The organism is Thermodesulfovibrionales bacterium, from assembly GCA_035686305.1.
GTDB lineage: Bacteria > Nitrospirota > Thermodesulfovibrionia > Thermodesulfovibrionales > UBA9159 > DASRZP01.
Window position 1 is genome coordinate 1 of sequence record DASRZP010000035.1, and the last position, 23,187, is coordinate 23,187.

Consider the following 23,187-nt stretch of genomic DNA (forward strand, 5'->3'; position numbering starts at 1 on the left):
CCGTGGCCGTTCCTATACCCCAACGTGCCATCAACCATCCTGAGTCTTTCAGACTTCCGCCTCCCGAGAAATGACTCGACTTCATCTTCTAAAATGGTCTGGATGTATTCCTGCATCTTTCCTCGAACCATCTCCTCTAATACCTCGTACGTCGCGCTTGACGGCCTTGCCGTCTCGGTGATACCCTTTCTCATGGTGGTGTCTCCTTCCTTTCGTTGATTTCCAGGTCAACTTAAAAGGATACACCGCCTGCTATCTATTTACACACTTTTTGATTTTACCCCGCGTCATTTTTCTGCAAGAGTTGATGAATGACGCATGAAGAACTAAGCCTCATATACCCCTCCTTGGCAAAGAGGGGTTAGGGGAGATTTTACATTCAATGCTGTTTTACCTACGTACTTGTTCATAAATGCTTGATTGTGCTCAGGTCTCTCACGAGAAATCCAGTGGACAGCCCGCCTTACAGAAAAAGAAGCATAACCCGTCACTGGCCGCGAGAGAGCAAGGCCTCAATCATCATGCGGCCATATTCGGTGAGACGCACACACTCTGAAATCATTCCGCAGTCCTCCGATACGGCCTTGGCAAAAGCCATACAGATCTTAGCAGAACACTGTCCACAGTCGATCCTTGGGAGGAGTTTGTAGATCTCAATGACTTCGATATCCATAATGATATCTTGTAGGTCAATCTTCTGTGTAAGACTAGAAGGCGCTCTTCACCACTCCTCCGTCGACGCGTAAGGGGGCGCCCGTAGTAGCGGAGGAGAGAGGGCTGGCGATATACGTTACAAGGGTCGCAACCTCTTCGGGCAAGGCAAAGCGTTTGATGAGCGATGTGGGCCGGATCTTCTCGAAAAATTCTTTTTCAAACCCGTCAAAAGACTTACCTTTCTTTTTCGAAAAGGCATCGATAAAATCATTTACCCCGCGGGACTTCGTAGGCCCCGGAAGAATACTATTCACGGTGATGCCCGTACCTGCCACTGCCTCGGCCAATCCGCGCGCTACCCCGAGGAGCGCTGTCTTCGTTACGCCATAATGGATCATTTCGGCGGGGATCTGAATACCGCTCTCACTGGAAATGAAGATAATCCGGCCCCAGTTCCGTTGTTTCATGCCCGGAAGAAAGAGTCGGGAGAGCCGCACCCCGCTTAACACATTGACCTCGAATAAACGTCGCCAGTCGTCATCCGAGATATCCTCAAAGGACTTCGGCTCATAAACGCCCAGGTTATTGACCAGGATTTCCACCTCTGGGTACTCCCGGGCGACATCCTGAGCCTTTTCGGCGGTACTGAGATCGCCGGCGAAGCCGTACAGTTTCGTGGTGAAAGTCTCACGGAGCTTCGCGAGCGCCGTCTCTACGGAAGCTGTCGAACGACCGTTGACGATGACAGAAGCTCCTTCACGGGCCAATGATTCTGCTATGGCGTACCCAATCCCGGCAGTGCTGCCGGAGACAAGGGCAAGTTTATCGGTAAGCTTGAGATCCATGCTCTTCTCCTTTGAGGTACCTCCATGGGCCTTTGAAGCGCAACGATTCCGCTAACATGCTCATGGCAAACCTTCTCAACCTCTAGTGTCATTATATCGCCCCCTGAGTTGCGAAGCAATCTGTCCGATGCCGCTCCGGCCCATTTTGCTCTTCACTATTCGACGACATGTATTTTTCGAACTTCATCCAGAATCACACCACGGCACCGCTGGGCTTTCTCGTCCCCTCCCTCTTTGTAAGGAGGCCCTTGCAGTGATTTTGAAAACGCGCGTGAAACCTGTTAAACTTATGTTATTATTTTAGAATTCATGGCAGGATATTGGTGGAAATTTGTTAAACAATGAGAGTGTAATGAAAACATTGCTATTGAATCCTCCTTCCTTCGAAAACTTCGATGGGGGCGCGGGCTCGCGTTGGCCGGCGAGACGTGAAATTACCTCATTCTGGTACCCGGTCTGGTTATCTTATCCGGCCGGTATGCTCAAAGGAAGCAAGTTGCTCGATGCACCTTCACATGGTGTTACCCCCGAGGAGACCGTAGAAATGTCTGCGGCTTATGATTTTGTTGTTGTATTTACAAGCACACCGGGTTTTAAGAACGACGTAGTTCTGGCTGAACGGATCAAGGCTGTCAAGCCCGGCATGAAAATAGCGTTTGTCGGGCCACACGTGAGCGTGCTGCCCGAGGAGAGCCTCAAAGCGTCGTCGGCGATAGATTTTGTGGCGAGGAGAGAATTCGAATACTCTGTAGTGGAGTTCGCCAGCGGCAAGGGCCTAGACGACATCAAAGGGGTCAGCTTTCGAAAAGAGGGGCAATTCATACACAATCCGGACCGCGAACCGCTGACTGACCTGGATTCACTCCCGTTTGCCGTTGAGGTTTACAAGCGCGATCTTGACATAACAAAATATAATGTTCCGTTCTTATTGTATCCTTATATTGCCTTTTATTCGTCCCGCGGCTGCCCAGCGAAATGCAGTTTTTGTTTGTGGCCTCAAACGTTCAGCGGGCATCGCTGGCGCACGCGCAGCAGCGATAACGTGGCAGAGGAGGTTCGCCGCGCACGCGAACTTTTTCCTGATGTAAAGGAAATATTTTTTGACGATGACACGTTTTCCTGGGGTAAGCGGCGTGTGCTCGATTTATGCGAGAAACTGAAGCCGATAAATTTTACCTGGTCCTGCACTTCACGCGTCCATACTGACTATGAAACGCTAAAGGCTATGCGCGAAGCGGGCTGCCGGCTCCTAATAGTCGGGTTCGAGTCAGGCGATCCAACGATTCTTCAGAATGTCTGCAAAGGAGCGTCCCCCGAACAGGCAAAGGTGTTCATGAAGAACTGCAAGAAGCTCGGAATCCTCGTTCATGGGGATTTCATCATAGGCCTTCCGGGGGAAACCCGGGAGACCATCGAAGAGACCATGAGATTTGCTCAGGAACTCGACTGCGAAACAATCCAGGTCTCTATTGCTCATGCTTTTCCCGGCACCGCAGTACATGATTACATGCGTAACCATGGCTATCTGACGGACGACGACATGTTCGATGAATTGGGGCACCAACTGGCCAACATCCGGTATCCAGGCCTGACGCGGCACGAAATCGTTGATGCAGTCGAACGCTTTTATGGGCGCTACTACTTCAGGCCCAGGATCATTCTGAGGATTATTCGCAGGGCCGTGTTTGACAGAAACGAGCGCATTCGCTTATACAGAGAAGCCAGAGAATACCTCAACCTTCGGGCCAAAAGGAAAAAGTTTGTAAAAGACGCTTCCGCGACCCAGAGGAATGCCATGTTTTAAAGATATCTGAAAAAAGCCATTTCTGTAATTGATACAGCTGGGGACGGATGTAGCGTGGAACAATAGTCGGGCATTTGAGTTTGGCATGCCCTTTGGAACGGTTGAAGAATGAATTGGGGGTGATATAGCCAGATCGCAAGCCAGAGCCCGGAGATGAAACGATCAAGAAAAAAATTTTGTCACTCCTCTTCCGAAGAAGGGATTGAAAAGGATCGGGGAAACCCGGAACCGCTCCAAGAGGATTTACCTTCCAGTTGCATAAAACGATCTTGTTCGGGAAGGCAGGTATGGTGAGAAGCCTTGTATCGCGATACCTTTGATGGCTGCCGACTGCCGCTGTATGCTCAATGCGGGAGGTCACTTACGCTGAAGTCATCGAAGTGCCTCATTGTCGGAATAGCGTCGCCTGTACAGGGCTTCGATCCATGCCTGCCTTGCCATCGTTTGCAACGTTAGGATTTACTATCGTAACAAGAGCGGTAAATATTTTTATGTATCCCGTCCACTCAAATATCGCCCGCACATCGTCGCTCACCAGCATCGCTTGTACAACTTTGTGGCACTCCTGCTCGGCGTCCTTAGGTATATTCTATATGGTATCGTGGTTGCATGTAGGATGACATAAAATGGGAACTGTGAGTAGAACGGACCGAGCGGCAGATATCAAATCAGTATTGCTGATCACCTTGTGCTTGAACATCCTTGTCTCATCAGCCAAGGTCACTTACGGCTATTGGACCCACTCCATCGCGATAATATCCGACGGCTTTCATTCCCTGTTTGATGGAATCTCCAATATCGCAGGCCTGATCGGAATACGTATCGCAGCCAGTCCACCAGATGAAGAACATCCCTACGGTCACCGGAAATATGAGACGGTATTTACTATATTTGTCGGGCTCATGATGATTCTGACCTGCACGGAGATACTGAAAGGGGCGTACAGGTCGTTGTCCGGGAGCTCCGAAGTCCGGGTAACCACGGCGAGCTTCATCGTCATGATCGCGACGATGTGTGTAAATATTTTTGTCTCGTGGTATGAGGGCCGGAAAGGGAAACAATTGAGCAGTGAGTTTCTCATCGCTGACGCCCGGCATACCAGGAACGATATTTATTCAACGTGTGGGGTGATAGCCAGCCTTATTTTGACAGAGCTGGGGTTCCCACTGGCCGACCCGCTAGCGGGAATTATTGTTGGTCTCCTTGTTGCGAAAGCAGGTATCAGCGTTATCAGAGAATCCATAGAAACACTCGTTGATAGAAAGGCGACCGATACGATCACTATAAGGAATGTCGTCTGCACTGTAGACGGTGTTAGGGATTGCCATAAGATTAGGGCGAGGGGTAACCAAAACCACATCTTTATTGATCTCCACGTGCTTGTCGATCCATCCCTCTCCGTCGAGAAGGGGCATGTAATCGCAAGTTCGGTCGAGTATGCACTGAAGAATAATATTTCAAATGTTGTCGATGTTGTTGTCCATGTCGAACCATTTCCCAAGGTTTCCCAGGATAAATAATCCCACAAGAATCGTGCGCCTTACGCGGTATCCACAGGCAATCACCGTATTTCTTCCAAATGGCGCCCTAAGGATTCCAGAGATACATGAACTGTACGCCGGAAAAGAGCGTGAGATCTTCTCCATTCATCGAGATAAGATTGATCACCTGCCGACCCTGCACAGGCGTTTCGGGGTATTCTGAATAGATATTCGATGTGAAGGTCTTGGGACGGACGTAGGTAACTACCCTGGCATTTTCGGTATGGAGCGCCTTCTTCATCGCGTGAATCGTCTCATCGAGATAGGCCGTCTCGTCTATGAGTCTGGCCTTGAGGGCGTCATCCGCCGTTACTATGCGACCGTCAGCAAGAGATCTTACTTCCTCTTCGGTGAGGACTTTCTGTCGGCCCAGGTAAACCACTCCGAGGAAGCGGGCGTAAAGTCTGTCAACGATCTCCTGAAGCATCTTTTTCTCCTCGGCGCTGCTCGGACGGAACGGTGTCCAGGCGTCCTTTTTCGGACCTGACTTGTACGTCTCGTCGGAAATCCCGATCTTGGAAAAGAGACCCTCCATGTTCAATTTTACGGCGATGACGCCTATACTGCCGGTAATGGCGGTGGGACTCGCAATGATGCGGTCTGCTGCCGAGGCAACGTAATATCCCCCTGAGGCGCCGAGTTCCATGATGTAGGCGTAAACGGGTATCTTCCTTTTATCCTTGAAGCTCATGATCTCGTGGTAGATGGTATCGCTTGCGGCTACGGTGCCGCCGGGAGAATTAATCCTTACGATTAGGCCGGCTATTTCAGGATCAGCCTCTGCCTTCAGAAGCGCCTCTCTGAAAAAGGCGACCTTCGAGGGTCCCCTCCTGGAAATCAGGCTCTCCCTTTCATCCTTGAAAGAGATCACCCCATCCAGATCGATAAGGAGCACCTTGGGCCTGCCTTCACCTTCGAGAACCTTTTCCTCAAGGGGTTCTGTCTTGGGCAGAAGGGATATATTAAGCCCGGCGCATCCCGAAAAAAGCACAAAAAACAAAGTAACGAGAATAGCGTTCCTCATGACTTGGCTCCTTGCGAAAAGAACTGAGATATATCTAAGGAGATTATATCAAAGAATGATGAGGGAAAGACGGGCGCAGAGATCAGTCGCATTTCTAGCGCTGAAGGCATCGAGGAGGAAAAGCACGCGGTGTGCCGTCCAGAGAAAAAGATTCGGGTGTATGAAGTGCGCCTTCTGTCTCGACTCCTGCAACGCTCTCTGAGATCACAGGAAAGCCAGTGCCCGCATCTCTTCCCTGAGATAAGGGGTCACACCCTTTGCGCAGGTGATGAGGATTCTGCTCTCCTTCAGGCCGTTGATATCCTTCAGCACGGATTAGGGTTCTGCAAGCACTATGTAATCCGCATCTGCAATCGAAACGATATCCTTATCCACATGTCCCGGGACTTCCGGGAGTATCACCCTGCTTCTCCCCGCAGAGCCTTTTTTCAGATGCTCCGGAATTCCTCTTTTCCAGGCGTGGCCAATTCCTGCCAGCACCACTACGGTGCGATCGGCATTCTTGTTGAGGTAGTCCTCGAGATGGAAGGCCATAGATCTATCCCAGACCATCTGTGCCTCGCAGAAATAGAGAAATGAACTGTCCTGAGCATGTCTCCTGTATGCTTTTCTGATGAAATCCATATATGCAGGATCGACGTTGCAGCTTATGCCCTGGGGCAGTTGACTCTTCTCCGCGGGAGTGAGGGAGGCGAAGCCCCTTTGAGAGACCTTCCGTATGATCTCATCGGGGACATTCAGTGCGGCCATGGGTATGGTATGCTCTCGGGCATAAAGAAAGATGTCACGGTAAAGCGGCCAAGGGAGCCTCCAGTTGTCGTAATAGGCATCGAGGAAGCGATCTAGGCCCAGTCTGCCCGATGTCCATCGGTCAAGAATCTTCTGGCTCCCTGTCATAAACATCTCAAGGCCGATGGCAAGCGGAATGTCTGCTTCATGGAGCGCCTGTATGATCTCCAGCTGTATTGCGTGGTCCCTCATACTGTCGTGAGATTCCCCTACAAAGACAAAATTTGCGCCCCTAATCTCCCTGATCATCTGTCCGAAGCTGATCACGCGTCCGTCGCTCACCCTCAGGACAGAGCCTGAGGCAGCGCAGGTCGGTGAAAGAAGAAGGCAGAAGGAGAGCGCGACTGCAGATATCAAAGATATCAACCATCTCTGCCAGGCTCGATCGGTTCTCATGCTGCGGCCCTCTCTCAATGATACACTGCTGGACATTTCTGATGTTCAATTACATTGTAGCGTTTCCTCGGGTACAGTCAAGCTTCGGGCGGTGACGACCAGGGAGTGACGGTCGTGTCGGGTTCTCTACGACAGAAGAAGTCAAGGGTCTCCTATGGGTTTATGAAGAGTATCCATTTCTTCATGGATTGTAGTATCTCTTCTTTTTCGGGAGATATTCCTGCTCAACAAAACCGCCATAGTCGTGGGGATATTTATAACCCTTTCCGTGGCCGAGCTTTTCTGCGCCCCGATAGTGGCTGTCTTTGAGATGATCGGGCACCTCGAGGGTCTCTTCGTTCTTGACGTCCTCAGTCGCCGCCTCTATCGCCCTGTAAGACGCGTTGCTCTTCGGCGCAGTGCAGACGTAGAGGGTCGCCTGGGCAAGGGGGATACGGGCCTCAGGCATTCCGATGAACTCAACCGCCCTCAGTGCTGAGGTGGCAACTACGAGTGCCATGGGGTCTGCATTCCCCACGTCCTCTGACGCACATATAACGATCCGTCGCGCAATGAATCTCGGGTCTTCTCCGGCGTAAAGCATCTTTGCGAGATAATAGACTGCCGCATCGGGGTCCGATCCCCGCATGCTCTTGATAAAGGCAGAGATCGTGTCGTAGTGCTGGTCACCTTTCTTGTCATAGAGAACGGCCTTTTTCTGGATCGATTCCTCGGCTATCGGCAGGCTTATTCTGATAATTCCCCTTTCATCGGGTGCGGTCGTGAGAGCAGCTATCTCAAGCGATGAAAGGGCCTTTCTCCCGTCGCCGTCGGACATCTTCGAGATATGCCGTAGCGCCTCTTCGTCAGCCTCGATCCTGAGTTTCCCGAGACCCCTCTCATTGTCACGGAGGGCCCTGTCGAGGATCCCGAGGAGATCTTCTTGAGAGAGAGGCTTCAGTTCGAATACCTGGCTCCGCGAGAGGAGGGCGCTGTTAACATAAAAGAAGGGGTTTTCTACCGTGGCCGCTATGAGGGTGATGTTACCCTCCTCAACATCGGGAAGGAGAGCGTCCTGCTGGAGCTTGTTGAAGCGATGTATTTCGTCGAGGAAGAGGATGGTTCTCGTGCCCCTTCCCAGGTGCGCCCGGGCGTTCTGTATGACTTTCCTGAGGTCATCGAGACCGGCTGTCGCTGCATTGAGCCACTCGAATCGGGCATTCGTCTTTGCTGCGATTACCCTGGCAAGGGCGGTCTTACCCGTGCCGGGAGGTCCGTAAAGGATTATCGAGGTGATCCTGTCCGCCTCTATCGCCCGTCTAAGGAGCTTGCCTTCGCCGAGAATATGCCCTTGTCCGGCATACTCGTCGAGGTTCCTCGGACACATGCGATAGGCAAGGGGTTCATGAAGGTTTTCGTCATGAAAGAGATCCATACTGAACTCTAACGCTTTTACGGCTGTTCTGTCCAGATCAAGGGAAGCGCGAGACCGGGGCAAGGGGTATGGTAGAATAATAATGATCTCCAATCTGAAAAAATCCTCAATGCCATTATTGAAAGGGGTCCTTTATGCTGAAAAGAGAAGCGGTAGATTCTTCGACGATCAGGGTGATACTCCGTGACGGACGGAGCCTCAAGGTGAGGCCCATCAGTCCGCAGGACAGGGAGAAGCTGAGAGATCTCTTCTACCGGTTGAGCCCCCAGACCCGTTATTTCCGGTTCGGCTACATGAAGACCTATATCAGCGAGGAGGAATTGACCTACTTCGCTGAAGTCGACCCTCCCGATGTGTATGCATACGTCGCCCTCACAGGAGAGGGAGAGGATGAGAAGATCGTTGCCGTCGGAAGGTGGTTTCTCAATCCCGACCGAAGAACTGCAGAGATATCCTTTGTCGTCGAGGACAAGATACAGGTCAGGGGGGTCGGAACGGCGCTTCTCGAGCAGCTTGTCGAGGCAGCCCTCAGGTACAAGATAAAGGCTTTTGTGGCAAGGATATTGCTGGAGAACACCCGAATGATGGAGGTCTTTGAAGAGTCCGGTTTCAAAATCGGCAAGAAGGTGCATGAGGATGCTTACGAGATCACCTTCGACCTCGAGGAGCAGGAGGAATATGATAAGAGGCAAGCCCACCGCGAGCACATCGCGAGGTCGGCGGGTGTGCGGAAGATCCTCTGTCCCGGGAGCGTCGCGGTCATCGGCGCATCACGGGACACTGACAGTGTGGGCGGCAAGGTCTTTCGCAACCTGCTTCATGAGATCTTCTCCGGCCCGATCTTCCCGGTGAATCCTAAGTCCTTCTCCGTGGGAGGTGTTCTCTGCTATGCGTCGGTGGACGACGTTCCTGCTGATGTCGATCTTGCCGTAGTCGTTATCCCCGCCGCCAAGGTTCTCGACATCGTCGATGAATGCGGGAAAAAGGGTGTTGCCGGGTTGATCATCATATCTGCAGGCTTCGCTGAGAGCGGTCCCGAGGGTAAAGAGCGGCAGAGGCAGCTGAGGGAGAAAATCCTCTCCTATGGAATGCGGTGCGTCGGCCCAAACTGTCTCGGTGTCATCAATACTGATCCGGCGGTCAATCTGAACGCAACCTTCTGCCGCATCAAGCCAAGGAGGGGTGGCCTGAGCATAAGTTCCCACAGCGGTGCCCTCGGTCTGGCGCTCCTTGATTACGCAAAGGGTAATGACCTCGGAATCGCTCACTTCGCAAGTATCGGCAACCGCGTTGATATCTCCTCAAATGATCTCATGGAATTCTGGGAGGACGACGAGTACACAAAGGTCATTCTCCTCTATCTCGAGAGCTTTGGGAATCCTCGTAAATTCAGCCGCATTGCACGCCGCGTCTCACGGACAAAACCGATAATTGCCCTCAAGGCCGGGAGGAGTGACGTGGGCAGAAGGGCGGCGAGCTCTCATACCGGGGCCCTCGCGGCCTCGGACATCGCCGTTGATGCCCTTTTCCGCCAGGCCGGCGTGATAAGGGTCAACACGATAGAGGAGATGTTCAATGTGGCAAAGAGCCTCGTTGACCAGCCCATACCAAAGGGGCCGAGGGTCGCTATCCTCACGAATGCGGGCGGCCCCGGTGTTCTGGCTGCCGATGCGGCCATCGGCCTGGGTCTCAGCGTACCGACGCTGTCGGAAGAGACCCAGAGAAGACTGAAGGATTTCCTGCCCAGGGAGGCTGCCTTCGCGAACCCTGTGGATATGATCGCCTCTGCTCCTGGAGAGCACTTTGAGCGGGGACTGAAGGTGCTCCTCGATGACCTTGATATCGACGCGATCCTCGTTATGAATGTCGCGATACGGCCTTCTGAAGAAATTGCAGCGGGTATTCGGAGGGCAATGACAGGATATGAGGGCGACAAGACCGTGATAGCCTCTTTCTTAATGTCCGAGGCCCATTCGATTGACCTTCGGTATGACGGTCAGAAACAGGTCCCGCTTTACGCTTTTCCCGAAGACGCCATACTGGCACTCTCCCATGCCTATCCTTATGGCCAGCACAGAAGTCGTGAAGAGGGGCATATCCCGGTATTCGCTGATATCAGCGAGGAAAGGGCCAGGAAGTATCTTGAAGCAGCAGGTGTTCTCACTGACGAAGGCTGCTGGCTGCCGCCTGAGGTTGCGACGGGGCTCTTTAAGGAGTACGGCATACCCGCTATCGATACGAGGGCTGCTTTCTCTGCTGAGGAAGCGGCTGATTGTGCTGAGAAAATCGGTTTCCCCGTGGTGATGAAACTCCGCTCGAAGACCATCACCCACAAGACCGATGTGGGCGGAATTATCCTCGGCCTCAAGGATGATGAGGAGGTGAGGCAGGCCTTTGACGAGATAAGGACCCGCCTGAAGGCGATGGGAAGGGGGGCTGAAATGGAAGGCGTTATACTGCAGCCGATGATCGAGGGAGGCCAGGAGGTGATCGTCGGCATGTCTCAGGACCCTGTGTTCGGCCCGCTCATGATGGTTGGCCTTGGCGGCATCCACGTCGAACTCATCAAGGACGTCGCTTTTTCCCTTCACCCGTTACGCGACGGGGACCCTGACTATATGCTCAGCCAGCTGAAGAGCCTGCCTTTACTGCAGGGCTGGCGGGGGAGTCCGCCAAAGGACATCGATGTGCTCAAAGACGTCCTTCTCCGGTTCTCTGCGCTCATCGAAGACTTTACAGAGATCGCCGAGGTCGAGATAAATCCGCTCATCGTCTTTGACAAAGGCAAGGGATGTGCGGTCGTTGATGCCCGCGTATTGTGCAAGAAGGCTGGCGATCATTAGGCGGCCAGCCCTTCGCCGAGAAAGGAGCTCCCCGGGAAGGCTCTTTATTCAGTACTAAAATTCCTGTCAGGAGCACAGGCTGCGAGCCTTTCCCTGCCGTAAGGCGAAAGCCGGCGCAATTCCCTGATTATGGGCGGCAAAACTTCAACAACCCTGTCGATCTCTGCCTCGGTATTGTAGCGGCTGAGGGAGAACCTGATCGAGCCGTGGATGGCGGTGAAGGGGATTCCCATCGCCCTGAGCACATGGCTTGGTTCAAGGGAACCCGTTGTGCATGCCGATCCCGATGATGCGCATATGCCGAATTCGTCAAGCCTCAGGAGGATGGCCTCTCCCTCAACGTACTCGAAACTGATGTTCGTGGTGTTCGGAAGCCGGTGCTCCCTGTCGCCATTGACCCTTGCGTCGGGGCATCTCGCGAGGAGTGCACTTTCGAGCCTGTCCCTCAGGGAGCCGACGAAGAGACGTTCTTCATTGATCCTTTGCCTCGCAAGCTCACAGGCCCTTCCGAGGGCGATGGCGGATGCGATATTCTCTGTCCCTGCCCTCCTTCCGCGCTCCTGATGGCCGCCGATGATATAGGGATAGAAGCGTGTGCCTTTCCTCACATAGAGCACACCGACACCTTTGGGAGCGTGGAGCTTGTGGCCTGACAGGGAGAGCATATCAACCGTCAGTCTCTTTACATCAATCGGGATCTTGCCTGCCACCTGAACGGCATCAGTGTGAAAGAGGATCCCCCGCTCTCTCAGGACCTCTCCCATTTCAGCTACCGGGAATATCACGCCTGTCTCGTTGTTCGCATACATGATCGAAACTATTGCGGTATCATCATCGATCGCTCTCGAGAAGAATTCCCTATCGAGCCTCCCGAGGCTGTCAACAGGAACGAAGGTGACGCGGAATCCCCTCCTCGCGAAGTGTTTCGAAAAGTTGAAGACGGCGGGATGCTCGACCTTCGATGTGATGATATGCCTCTTGCGGGGATAGGACTCTATGGCGCTCATGATCGCGGTGTTGTCGCTTTCGGTGCCGCAACTCGTGAAGATGACCTCTTCCGGTTCTGCATTGATAAGCGCGGCGACTTTTGCCCGCGCTTCTTCCAGGGTCCTGTGGAGCTGTCCGCCGAAGGTATGCATGCTTGAGGGGTTGCCATAGAAGTCTCTTAGATAGGGGAGCATCTCATCGAGGACTTCCGGGGCTACTGCCGTGGTCGCATTATTGTCGAGATAAATTGGCTTCACGCCTCCTCCACGATAAGATCTTTGCTGACAAGTTCCCTCAGTTTTTCCTCAATACCCTTTATGGTGACGCCGCCCATGGGACAGGAGACACACATTGCCCTCAGGGCTATGATGACCCTGTTGCCGTCTATGTCAATAAGCTTAAGATCTCCGCCATCTGCCTGCAGGGCCGGGCGTATCTCTTTTTCGAGGACGTCCTCGACGAGGGCTATCTTCTGGAGGTTCGTCATTTTTTTCTGCGTATGAGGTTTTTCAGAAGGGGGGGTGGTGATCCAGAGCTCCTTCAGGATCGCCTCGACGGCCGGGATACAGGCGCCGCAGCCGCCGCCTGCCTTTGTGTAGTTCGTAATCTCTTCAACCGTCGTAAGGCGGTTTTCGATGGCAACGCGCCGTATCTTCTCTTCTGAGACCTCAAAACACTTGCAGATGATCTTCTCCGCAACCTCAGGTGCTTTCTCTTCGCCCCGGTAATTGGCAACTGCGGCCTCCAGGGCCTCTCTGCCCATGACCGAGCAGTGCATCTTCTCAGCAGGCAGGCCGCCTAGGTAATCTGCAATGTCCTGATTGGAGATCGTGAGGGCCTCATCGACGGTCTTGCCTTTGATGAGTTCCGTGAGGACTGAGGAGCTTGCGATGGCAGAGGCGCAGCCGAAGGTCTGAAATTTCGCATCAACGATCCTCCCCGTCTCTTTATCGACCTTAATCGTCAGTTTCAGTGCATCCCCGCAGAGTATGCTCCCGACCTCTCCGATGCCGTCGGGGTTCTCGATCTCGCCGACGTTCTTCGGATGAAGGAAGAAATCTTTTACCTTTTTCGTGTACTCCCACATGATTTATACATACCAGAGAATGGAGGGCAAGTCAAACTGTCCGTAATGAACATCCTGAATCGTCGTCTGTCGGCGTGATCTTCGTTGGGGCTGGCTATGAGATTTTTTTCTTGACTTTAAAGAGGACAAATGCTATCCTATTTACATAGAGAGAGGTGGAGAGATCGAGATGACCGCATGAAGCCAGACACTGCGGGAGAACGGGAAAGAGAAGAGAAGCCCGGAAGTTGGGAGAAAGTACCAAAAACGGGTTAAAGAAAGGAGAAAGTCATGGCATTTTCAACATCCAAAAAAGGCGTCAGGGACTACTGTGACACCGTTTATACTGAATTAACGGGTATGAAGTCACGTCTTGACGATATCGTAAAAGAGATTAAGCTTATGAAGGGACCGGAAGCTGACCTACTCAGGTCGCATATACCGCATCTCGTCGAACTATCTGACAAAATCGGCTGGAAACTCGACCTGTTTCTGAAGGTCTGTCCCTCTGACTGGAAAGGATATGCTGCCGAGTTCGAACCGTCTGCTTCTGTCCTCGGGACAACGGAGTCAATACCCGGAGGGTATCCGGGCGGCTAATTTCCGATCTTTGAGAATACTGACACGAAATCCCGTTATTTACTGACGGCTGGAGACGCAAGTTCCAGTCGTTTCTTTTTGTTTGAGGCCGTCCCATACTCTGAGAAAGTCTTCAGACTTTGCCGTTGACCACAGAAGGAGATGTCCCTACGAAAGAAGATTCCTTGGGATGTTCGTACTTCCAAAGGCTGCCCATGCCATCTTTTTCGGACAATTTCGAGAAAGACTTTAGCAAGCGGCAGGAGACCTCAGGCCGGATACATTCCTGATAAGACGGTGAGGATGGTCTATGGTAAAATGATGCTAAAAAGAAGTCCTTAACGAAGAGGAGGGTGGCATCATGTTCCATACGGCGGACCCGAAGGACATCATGGAAGGCAGGATAACAGATGTCTATTTTGAGAGGACTCTCACGATACTGAAGGCAAAGGGTATCAATCCTGTTGTCAAGGCCGAATTCATCGCAAAGACCCTCCCCGATAACTGGCCGTGGGCATTGTTCGCAGGCATCGAGGAGGCGCTGAGCCTCATGAAGGATCTTCCGATTAAGGTTAGAGCGATGCGGGAAGGGACGGTCTTCTATCCTTACGAGCCTGTGATGGAGATCGAGGGAAGGTACCAGGACTTCTGCGTTTACGAGACCGCCCTTCTCGGCCTCATATGCCAGGCCTCCGGCGTTGCCACAAAGGCTGCACGGTTCAAGAAACTCGCAGGGGAGAGGCCGGTGATCAGCTTTGGCGCAAGGAGGATGCATCCCGTCCTTGCTCCTATGATTGAGAGAAATGCCTACATCGGCGGCTGTGACGGTGTCGCGGTGGTCAAATCCGGTGAGATCATCGGAGAAGACCCGATGGGAACCATGCCCCATGCATTGATCATCTGCACGGGTTCAACGGTGGAGGCGATAAAGGCCTTCGACGAGGTCCTGGAGCCGAAGATAAAGCGCGTTGCGCTCATCGATACCTTTCTTGACGAGAAATTCGAAGTTTTGAACGTTGCTGAAGCCATGGGCGAGAGGCTCTTTGCTGTCAGGTTCGACACACCGGGATCTAGGAGAGGGAACTTCTACCGGATTCTTGAGGAATGCAGGTGGGAGTTGCATCTCAGGGGTTACAGGGATATTAAGTTCTATGTAAGCGGCGGAATCAAGGAGGATGACCTGGCTGGTCTTAATCCTGTCGTCGATGGATACGGCATCGGCACTTCGATCAGTAATGCCCCTGTGGTGGATTACGCGATGGACATCATGGAATGTGAGGGCAAGCCCATTGCCAAGAGAGGCAAGTGGTCAGGCTCCAAGAGGGTGCTGAGATGTCCTTCCTGCTCAGAGCGGCTCATAGTGCCGAACAATAAGGAGCGGCACATCTGCAACTGCGGCGAGCTCTTTGTCGACATCCTCGTCCCCGTCCTTGACAACGGCAAATATCTCACAGATATGCCGTCTCATAAAGAGATCAGGGAATTCGTGTTGAAGCAGACGGAGGCATTGGGAGAGACGCTCTAGCTATGGGAATGACCATGGGCAGTCACGTCCTCTATGTTGCCCCTTTCAAATAGGCAGCCTTATGTTCTTTATCCTCTCTGCAATCTTTTTATGGAGTTCACTGGGGATCGTGATTAGGCTTTCGGACATTCCGGTTCATATCCTGATATTTTTTTCCTGTCTTATCTCGACCGTGATCATCGGTCCGGTATTCATGAGAGAGAAATACCGGCGGCTTATCCCGCGGGGCAGGGGTTTTCTCTCATTCATCATCCTTGGTCCCCTGAGCCTGCTCAACACCTTCTCTTTCTTCTATGCGTACAAGAACACAACGATCGCAAACAGCGTCCTGACTCACTATACCGCACCTATCTTTGTTGCCTTTCTTGCGCCCATATTTTTGCGTGAGCGACTGACAGGGAAGATCGTTCTTTCGGTCACTATCGCCACGGCCGGTCTGTGGACACTCCTCGATGTCTCAGTCAGCGGCTTTGTCTCCATGGCGGTCACGGGCAACAGGGATACCGGCGGTATTCTTGCAGGGCTTTTTTCAGGCTTTGCCTACGGAATGCTCGTAATCCTCATCCGGATATTCGCACAAAACTACCATCCCATGATTATGACCTTTTTTCAGAACCTCGTTGTTGCAGCCCTCCTCGTGCCCTTCGTCGGGATGGAGCGGGGTTATTCTTCCGCTCCCTGGGCCTTTGGAGTCATGGGCATTGTCCATTCCACGATAGCGCCTCTTCTCTATTTCAGGGGGATGAGGGTTGTAACGGCAAACAGGGCGGCCATTCTCGGCTATCTTGAACCTGTCTGTGCCATCATCTTCGGTGCGATATTCCTTGGCGAGGTCATAACTTATAAGACCGTAATCGGAGGGGCGCTGATACTCTTTTCAGGGTACCTGACGATAAGAGATTGATCTTACTTCCCTTCGCTTAAGCTTCGAACGCCAGACTCGGGCTTGGAATCCAGATTGCCAATAGGGCAGGCCTCAGGAGTCGCCTTGAACTCGTCGACGGGGTATCACCTGAGAGTTTTTGTCACTCCCGGTGCGGGGTCGCCCGGGCGATGGAGGCCTTCAGCGATCGAGGATCATAAAGGGGTTGCTCTTTGCGCCCGCCCGCATAAGTTACAAAAAAACCTTGACTTTTTCCTCTTCCAAACAATACAATTTTGCTGATACCATAAGGGGCATTGCCCTTCTTCGTTCATATCAAAAAGTCTTGAGGGCTCGGTACCTCAGAGGGAAGGAACCATGGGACATAAACTTCTCCTTGCTGATGACAGCATAACGATCCAGAAAGTCGTCGAGCTCGTCCTCGCCGGGGAGGGCTTTGATATTAAGGCTACCAATAACGGGGACGAGGCCTTATCCGCACGACCTTCGTTTAATCCGGATGTCATCCTGGCCGACATCGCGATGCCCGTTATGAACGGTTATCAGCTCTGTGAGAAGATCAAGTCTAACCCCGAGACAAGGAACATACCGGTTATATTACTCGCTGGGGCCTTTGAACCCATTGACGAAGCCCTTGCACGCAAGGTTGGGGCAGATGACTATATTGTTAAGCCCTTTGAATCTCAGGATCTCATCAGCAAAGTGAATGCCGTTATTGCCCGCGAAGCAGGGGAGGGCGTCTCCGGAGAAAGGCCAGAGGCCGAGGCTGTCGAAGCGGTCGTTGCAGAAGAAGACCTCTGGACGATGGAAGAGATTGGGGCTGAAGCGGCCAGTGAAGAAGCGGTAACCCCTGAGACCCTTTTGGGGGAAGTGGCAGGCCTTGGGGAAGCCTTTGAGCCGATCGAAGAGATCAAGGCAGAGATAGATGAACAGGAATTTCAGCCGCTTTCCGTTGAGGAGAGCATTATTGAGGAGTTTGTAGCACAACCGGAGACCGTGCCTGCTCCCGAGGCACAGCCGCCGGCTTTTCTGCAGCCTCAGATTGAAGTTCCATCACGGGACGAGGTAGTTGAGATATTCAGGAAGGCCGTTGATGAAAAGGTCGCGTCCCTCGTATCCGCTGAGGATATAAGGCACTCCCTGAAAGGAGCCATCGAGCAAAGGATTGTTCCTGCAGTCTCAGCGATCGACGTCAAAGATTCCCTGCTCGCTGCGACTGCCCCTGCAATCAGGGAGTCTGCAGAAACGGTCATGTCAGAGATCGCCCCGAAAATCATCGAGAGGATCCTCAGCGAGAAACTGCAGGATGTCATGGCGTCTCTGAGTAAAGAGATCGAGAAGGTTATCTGGGAGACCGTACCCCAGCTTGCTGAGACGATGATTTCGAAGGAAATAGAAAAGATTAAGGCCGAGATGTAGGAAACATGTAAAGAACGTATATAATCAAGAAGGATGAATATATGAAGGGCTGAGGAGAGAGAAGGAATTATCATTCTAAGACCCGTGTTCATCTCCTGCCTTCATCACGCATTATCAAGCCTTGTTTCACGCTCCCTCACAGAGTTCCTTTGAATAACGTTACGATGAAAGAATTGGAAAAGAGCTATAACCCCAAGGGAATCGAGGGGAAGTGGTACACCCTCTGGTCTGAAAGAGGCTATTTCAGTCCCGAGGCTTCCGGGGGAAAACCATACTCCATCGTTATCCCTCCGCCGAATGTCACCGGCTCTCTCCATATGGGCCATGCCCTGAACGCAGCGCTCCAGGATATCCTCATACGGTGGAAGCGGATGCTGGGCTATCGGTGCCTCTGGGTCCCTGGCACTGACCATGCCGGGATCGCTACACAGAATGTGGTGGAGCGGGAGCTCGCAAAGGAAGGGCTTGACAGAAACACCCTCGGGAGAGAGGCCTTCATTGAGAGGATATGGAAATGGAAGGCCGAATATGGCGGCAGGATCATCCACCAGCTGAAGAGGATAGGGGCATCCTGTGACTGGTCACGAGAGCGGTTTACTCTCGACGAAGGACTCTCGAGGGCAGTAAGGGAAGTCTTTGTCAGGCTCTATGAAGAAGGGCTTATCTATCGTGATAACAGACTCATCAACTGGTGTCCGCGATGCCACACGGCTCTCTCTGATCTTGAGGTCGAACACGAAGAACTCGATGGCCTTCTTACGTACCTTCGGTACCCCCTCTCTGATGGCGGAGGATATGTCATCGTTGCAACGACACGGCCCGAGACCATGCTTGGAGATACGGCGGTGGCTGTCAATCCTGGAGATGAACGTTACCGGGACATCATCGGTAAGACCCTTCAACTCCCGCTCACGGGCAGAGCCATTCCGGTAATATCCGACAGCGCCGTCGATCCTTCCTTCGGCACCGGCGCTGTTAAGGTGACGCCGGCCCATGATTTCAACGACGAGGCGATGGCAAAACGTCAAAGCCCCCCCTTGGACTTTGTCACCGTCATTGACGATAGGGGAAGGATGACCGAAGACGCCGGAAGGGTCTATGCCGGAATGGACAGATATGAATGCAGGAGAAGGGTTGTCAAAGATTTAAAGGAAGCCGGTCTCCTCGAGAAGGAGGAAAAATATCGCTATTCCGTGGGGCATTGCTACCGGTGTAAGACGATTATTGAACCCCTCTCGACCCTCCAGTGGTATGTAAGTGTGAAGCCCCTTGCCGGCGAGGCTATGACAGCGGTCAAAGACGGTAGGATCAGGATAGTCCCCGGCACCTGGGAGAACACGTATTTTTCATGGATGGAGAATATCAAGGACTGGTGCATATCACGGCAGATATGGTGGGGGCACAGGATACCGGTATGGTACTGTCAGGAGATGGAAAATGAAGACTGCAGGAGGCGGAAGGGGGTCGTCGTTCTCCGTGAGACACCCAGGGAATGTCCTTATTGCGGTTCGCTGAAATTGGTCCAGGACGAAGATGTCCTCGATACGTGGTTTTCATCGTCCCTCTGGCCCTTTTCTACCCTGGGATGGCCTGATGAAACAGCCGACCTGAGGACCTTCTATCCCACAAGCGTGCTCGTTACCGGCTTTGACATCCTCTTTTTCTGGGTGGCAAGGATGAGCATGATGGGAATAAAGTTCATGGAGGCCGTTCCTTTCAGGGACGTTTACATCCATGCCCTTGTGAGGGACTCAAAGGGACAAAAAATGTCGAAGTCAAAGGGCAATGTTGTGGACCCCCTTATCATGATAGAGAAGTACGGAGCCGATGCCTTCAGATTTTCCCTTGCGGCCTTTGCTGCGCAGGGGAGAGACATACGTTTCTCCGAAGAGCGTGTTGAAGGCTACCGATATTTTGTGAACAAGCTCTGGAATGCGGCGCGCTTCGTTATGATGAATGCAGAAGCTGCGGGTGTTGCGGCGGATGTGCGTCAGAGTGGTCTGCGTGCGGTTAAAGACCTGGCCGGAAGATGGGTCTTGTCCAGACTTGCCGCCACAACAGAGGAAGTCAACAAGGCCCTTGGGGACTACCGGTTTAATGATGCTGCGAGCAGCATCTATCAGTTCATCTGGCACGAGTTCTGCGACTGGTATATAGAGATGTCGAAAGATGCCCTTTACAGTGATGCCGGCGACAAGGCTGAAACGATCTCCTGCCTGCTCTCCGTGCTTGATAGTTCACTGCGCCTGCTCCATCCCTTTATGCCATTTGTTACTGAGGAGGTTTGGCAGAGCATAGGGAAGGCGGGAGAGAAGTCCGGGGAAAGCATAGTCATATCACCCTATCCCACTGACCTACCGAGGGATCATGACGCTGAAGAGGAGATGTTTTATCTCATGGAGGCCGTTGTCGGTATACGGAATGTCAGGGGAGAGATGAACATCTCTCCCGGCCTCGAGGTGAGGGCCTTTGTGAGGACCTTTACCGACAGGGCCTCTGAGGTACTGATGGAGAACAGCTCCTTCATCAAGAGGCTCGCGAGGGTTACGGAGATGACGATAGGAAGGGGGATAGAACGGCCAAAGGGAGCTGCCACGGCGGTTAAAGACTCCTTTGAGATCTATGTACCCCTTGAAGGGCTTCTCAATATTACTGCTGAGATTGACAGGCTCATGAAGGAGAAGAAAAAAGTGGAAGAGTCACTGGGCCTTCTGGAGAGGAAGATGATGAATGATGACTTCTTGAAAAGGGCGCCAAGGGATATTGTCGAAAAGGAAAAGGCAAAGCATCAGGAACTCATGCAGAGGGACGAGAGGCTTGAGCTGGGTATTCAAAGGCTGAAGGAAGTGGAGGTCAAGAATGGCTGATCCGGAAGTGAAAGAGCTCGCAGGTGCAGACCTGGAATTCGTAGAAGCAGAATTTCTCACGATCAGGCAGAGTACGGTAAGATCCGTTGAAGGAGGACACGTAGAACTTCAGCAGGTCGGGGCTCTGAGTCTGGACGGTGAACGGGTTGAGATGACCCAGAGCGCCTCGACGATTGTCCGTGGTGGAGATATCACTCTTAATCAGGGGATAAGCGTCGTTACAGCGGGCAATGCTGTTAGTCTAAATTACTCCTTCTCGCAGATATCGCTGTCGAGGGATAGTACCACGGTGAGCAGGAGCGCCGTCGGCATTATGGGCGCGAGAACAATTACCGCTGAAAACTCTGCATCGATTCTCACCATAGCAAACAGAGTCGAAGGAGAGATGACGACGCTCCTTGACTGGCGCTCTGCGCTGGCCCTCGGCGCCGTTTTCGGAGGGATCCTCGGGTTCTTCTCGCTTTTCAGGAAGAGATAGACAGAGGAGATGAACGGTGGGAAGGGTAAGAGGTAATGTGAGCCTGCTCTCCCTTCCCGGTCCTTAGCGCCATGTATATACCCTACCACGTCAGGAGGAGCATCCGTTTTGCCCTTGAAGAGGACATAGGGAACGGTGATATCACAACGACGCTCATCGTTCCTGAAGATCAGAAGTCAAGGGCAGCGATTGTCGCAAAGGCTGGTTTTATCGTCGCAGGTATCCCCTTTGCCATGGAAGCATTCAACGCCGTTGACGGGAAGACGGATTGGAAGATCTTTTCTCGCGAGGGCTCGGTGGTGAAGCGGGGAGATGTCATCGCAGAGATATCCGGAAGCACAAGGGCGCTGCTCACCAGTGAACGTGTGGGCCTCAATGTCCTCCAGAGACTTTCAGGCATCGCCACACTTACCGGCGCGTTCGTCAAGAGGGTCAGGGGTACTCATGTGAAGATCATGGATACCAGAAAGACCTCTCCGGGACTGCGGTTCATGGAGAAATATGCGGTGAGGATGGGCGGGGGCCACAATCACCGGTTTGGATTGTATGACGGCATCCTGATCAAGGATAACCATATCGAGGCTGCAGGGAGCGTGAGAAAGGCTGTCAGCGCAGCGAGGGAGGCACATCGCCTCATGAAGATAGAAGTTGAGGTGGAGAATCTTGAAGACCTCCGGGAGGCAATTCGCGCGGGTGCCGATGTCATTATGCTCGATAACATGTCTCTTGAAGACATGAGTCAGGCCGTGAAGGTCGCAAAGGGGAAGGTCCTTCTTGAGGCGTCGGGCAACATGAGCATTGGGAGGGTGCGTGCCGTTGCTGAAACAGGCGTCGATCTTATATCTGTGGGTCTTCTCACCCATTCCGCGCCCGCTGCCGATATCAGCATGAAGATCGTGGGGTGATGACTTCTTCTGAGAAGATGCTCTCCTTCGTCTTGACACACCGAAAGCTTAATTGTTACATTATTAGCACTCTCTCTGTTAGAGTGCTAACGCGAGGTGAAAGGCATGATTGACGAAAGACTGGAAAGGGTACTGTGGGCAGTGGTTGAGAGTTATATCACGAACCCCGATCCCGTGGGGTCGCGATTCGTAACAAAGAAGTACGCCTTCAACCTTTCACCGGCAACAATACGGAACATCATGGCCGATCTCGAGGAACTGGGCTTTCTGAGGCAGCCTCACACCTCGGCCGGACGAATCCCGACGGACAAGGGGTATCGGTTCTATGTTGACCACCTCCATAGGCGTGAGGTTTCGAATGAGGCTGCCCTAGCACATGAGCTCTCGGAAAGACTCGAAAATATCAGGACTGATATCAATGGTCTTCTCGGCGAAATCGCGAGGATGCTTTCACTCCGCTCCCACTATCTCGGCGTGGCCCTCCCGCCGAAGCGAGAGAAGACGACATTGAGGAGGATAAACTTTTTCCGGTACAAAAAAGGGTATTTGGCGGTAACGCTCCTTACTGACGAAGGCGTCGTTGAGAACAAGGTCCTCCGATGCGATTGCGACATGACGCAGCGTGACCTTATGAGGATCTCAGAATATCTCAATGCCGAGTTTACTGGTTATACGATCGACGAAATTCGATCAAGGGTTGTAAAGGAGATGGAGCGTGACAAGATCCTCTGCGATTCCCTGATTTCGCGTGCCATACGGATATGTGAGGAGGCGCTCCATTTCGACTCGGATGATCTCTTCATCTCGGGGTTCTCAGAGGTGCTGGGACTTCCTGATTTTTCAGACCTTGACAGGATCAAGGAGATCTCAAGGACGATTGAAGACAAACATCTCATCATAAAAGTCCTCGATAGACTCTCGGAGTCTGAAGGGGTGAACGTGGTCATCGGTTCCGAACACTCCGCAACAGAGTTGAAGAAGATGAGTATGGTGGTCTCCTCGTACAAGGAGGGTGACAGGCATATCGGGACCATAGGGATTATTGGACCGACGAGAATGGACTATCTCAAGGCGATAGAGATCGTTGATACAACGGCAAAATTCCTGACGCGGGTCCTGACGGAACGATAGGATTCACGTCATCACGTTTTATGGATACCGAGGAGGT

At 52.5% G+C, this 23,187-nt stretch carries 19 protein-coding genes; 11 read left to right on the top strand and 8 right to left on the bottom strand.

All coding sequences use genetic code 11. The features are described 5' to 3' along the window. The 3 genes from VFG09_03720 to VFG09_03730 all read right to left on the bottom strand — a co-directional run. On the bottom strand, positions 1-194 hold a 194-nt coding region (locus VFG09_03720; protein HET6514242.1), incomplete at its 3' end, for a hypothetical protein. 293 nt (positions 195-487) lie between these two features. Next, positions 488-673: a (Fe-S)-binding protein gene (locus VFG09_03725; GenBank protein ID HET6514243.1), complete on the bottom strand. Its 186-nt coding sequence runs from the start codon at positions 671-673 to the stop codon at positions 488-490. A gap of 34 nt (positions 674-707) precedes the next feature. Further along, the gene (locus VFG09_03730; GenBank protein ID HET6514244.1) at positions 708-1,499 is read right to left on the bottom strand and encodes an SDR family oxidoreductase; all 792 of its coding nucleotides are present in this window, start codon (positions 1,497-1,499) and stop codon (positions 708-710) included. Positions 1,500-1,851: 352 nt separating this feature from the next. Between VFG09_03730 and hpnJ the strand changes: the two genes are divergently transcribed. Together hpnJ and VFG09_03740 are read left to right on the top strand one after the other, a co-directional pair. Further along, on the top strand, positions 1,852-3,303 hold the full coding sequence (hpnJ, locus tag VFG09_03735; GenBank protein HET6514245.1) for a hopanoid biosynthesis associated radical SAM protein HpnJ: 1,452 nt from the start codon (positions 1,852-1,854) through the stop codon (positions 3,301-3,303). 626 nt (positions 3,304-3,929) lie between these two features. Further along, entirely contained in the window at positions 3,930-4,823 is an 894-nt protein-coding gene (locus VFG09_03740) for a cation diffusion facilitator family transporter (GenBank protein HET6514246.1), read from the top strand. 67 nt (positions 4,824-4,890) lie between these two features. On the opposite strand, the gene sppA is transcribed toward VFG09_03740, so the two are convergent. From sppA to VFG09_03755, 3 genes are all read right to left on the bottom strand, one after another. Next, the gene (gene sppA / locus VFG09_03745; GenBank protein ID HET6514247.1) at positions 4,891-5,868 is read right to left on the bottom strand and encodes a signal peptide peptidase SppA; all 978 of its coding nucleotides are present in this window, start codon (positions 5,866-5,868) and stop codon (positions 4,891-4,893) included. A 315-nt stretch (positions 5,869-6,183) separates the two neighbouring features. Then, positions 6,184-7,053, bottom strand: a complete 870-nt coding sequence (locus tag VFG09_03750) for a ChaN family lipoprotein (GenBank protein ID HET6514248.1) — start codon at positions 7,051-7,053, stop codon at positions 6,184-6,186. A gap of 181 nt (positions 7,054-7,234) precedes the next feature. Beyond that, complete coding sequence (locus tag VFG09_03755; protein HET6514249.1) at positions 7,235-8,467, bottom strand: replication-associated recombination protein A; 1,233 nt, start codon at positions 8,465-8,467, stop codon at positions 7,235-7,237. Between the two features lie 134 nt (positions 8,468-8,601). On the opposite strand from VFG09_03755, the gene VFG09_03760 reads away from it, so the two are divergent. After that, positions 8,602-11,310 (top strand): GNAT family N-acetyltransferase, encoded by a 2,709-nt coding sequence (locus tag VFG09_03760; GenBank protein ID HET6514250.1) that lies wholly within the window; start codon positions 8,602-8,604, stop codon positions 11,308-11,310. Positions 11,311-11,354: 44 nt separating this feature from the next. On the opposite strand, the gene nifS is transcribed toward VFG09_03760, so the two are convergent. Beyond that, positions 11,355-12,554, bottom strand: coding sequence for a cysteine desulfurase NifS (gene nifS, locus VFG09_03765; GenBank protein HET6514251.1), 1,200 nt, complete (start codon positions 12,552-12,554; stop codon positions 11,355-11,357). Next, on the bottom strand, positions 12,551-13,384 hold the full coding sequence (gene nifU / locus VFG09_03770; GenBank protein ID HET6514252.1) for a Fe-S cluster assembly protein NifU: 834 nt from the start codon (positions 13,382-13,384) through the stop codon (positions 12,551-12,553). The genes nifS and nifU overlap by 4 nt, the downstream gene beginning before the upstream one ends. 270 nt (positions 13,385-13,654) lie before the next feature. On the opposite strand from nifU, the gene VFG09_03775 reads away from it, so the two are divergent. From VFG09_03775 to hrcA, 8 genes are all read left to right on the top strand, one after another. Next, entirely contained in the window at positions 13,655-13,963 is a 309-nt protein-coding gene (locus VFG09_03775; GenBank protein ID HET6514253.1) for a hypothetical protein, read from the top strand. A 340-nt stretch (positions 13,964-14,303) separates the two neighbouring features. After that, positions 14,304-15,467: a nicotinate phosphoribosyltransferase gene (locus VFG09_03780; GenBank protein ID HET6514254.1), complete on the top strand. Its 1,164-nt coding sequence runs from the start codon at positions 14,304-14,306 to the stop codon at positions 15,465-15,467. Between the two features lie 61 nt (positions 15,468-15,528). Further along, complete coding sequence (locus VFG09_03785) at positions 15,529-16,371, top strand: DMT family transporter (GenBank protein HET6514255.1); 843 nt, start codon at positions 15,529-15,531, stop codon at positions 16,369-16,371. 336 nt (positions 16,372-16,707) lie between these two features. Beyond that, complete coding sequence (locus tag VFG09_03790) at positions 16,708-17,769, top strand: response regulator (GenBank protein HET6514256.1); 1,062 nt, start codon at positions 16,708-16,710, stop codon at positions 17,767-17,769. Positions 17,770-17,933: 164 nt separating this feature from the next. Beyond that, entirely contained in the window at positions 17,934-20,636 is a 2,703-nt protein-coding gene (locus VFG09_03795; GenBank protein ID HET6514257.1) for a valine--tRNA ligase, read from the top strand. Further along, complete coding sequence (locus VFG09_03800; GenBank protein HET6514258.1) at positions 20,629-21,114, top strand: hypothetical protein; 486 nt, start codon at positions 20,629-20,631, stop codon at positions 21,112-21,114. The genes VFG09_03795 and VFG09_03800 overlap by 8 nt, the downstream gene beginning before the upstream one ends. A 71-nt stretch (positions 21,115-21,185) precedes the next feature. After that, positions 21,186-22,019: a carboxylating nicotinate-nucleotide diphosphorylase gene (nadC, locus tag VFG09_03805; GenBank protein HET6514259.1), complete on the top strand. Its 834-nt coding sequence runs from the start codon at positions 21,186-21,188 to the stop codon at positions 22,017-22,019. A gap of 105 nt (positions 22,020-22,124) precedes the next feature. After that, positions 22,125-23,150 (top strand): heat-inducible transcriptional repressor HrcA, encoded by a 1,026-nt coding sequence (gene hrcA / locus VFG09_03810; GenBank protein HET6514260.1) that lies wholly within the window; start codon positions 22,125-22,127, stop codon positions 23,148-23,150. The last annotated feature ends 37 nt before the right edge of the window (positions 23,151-23,187 follow it).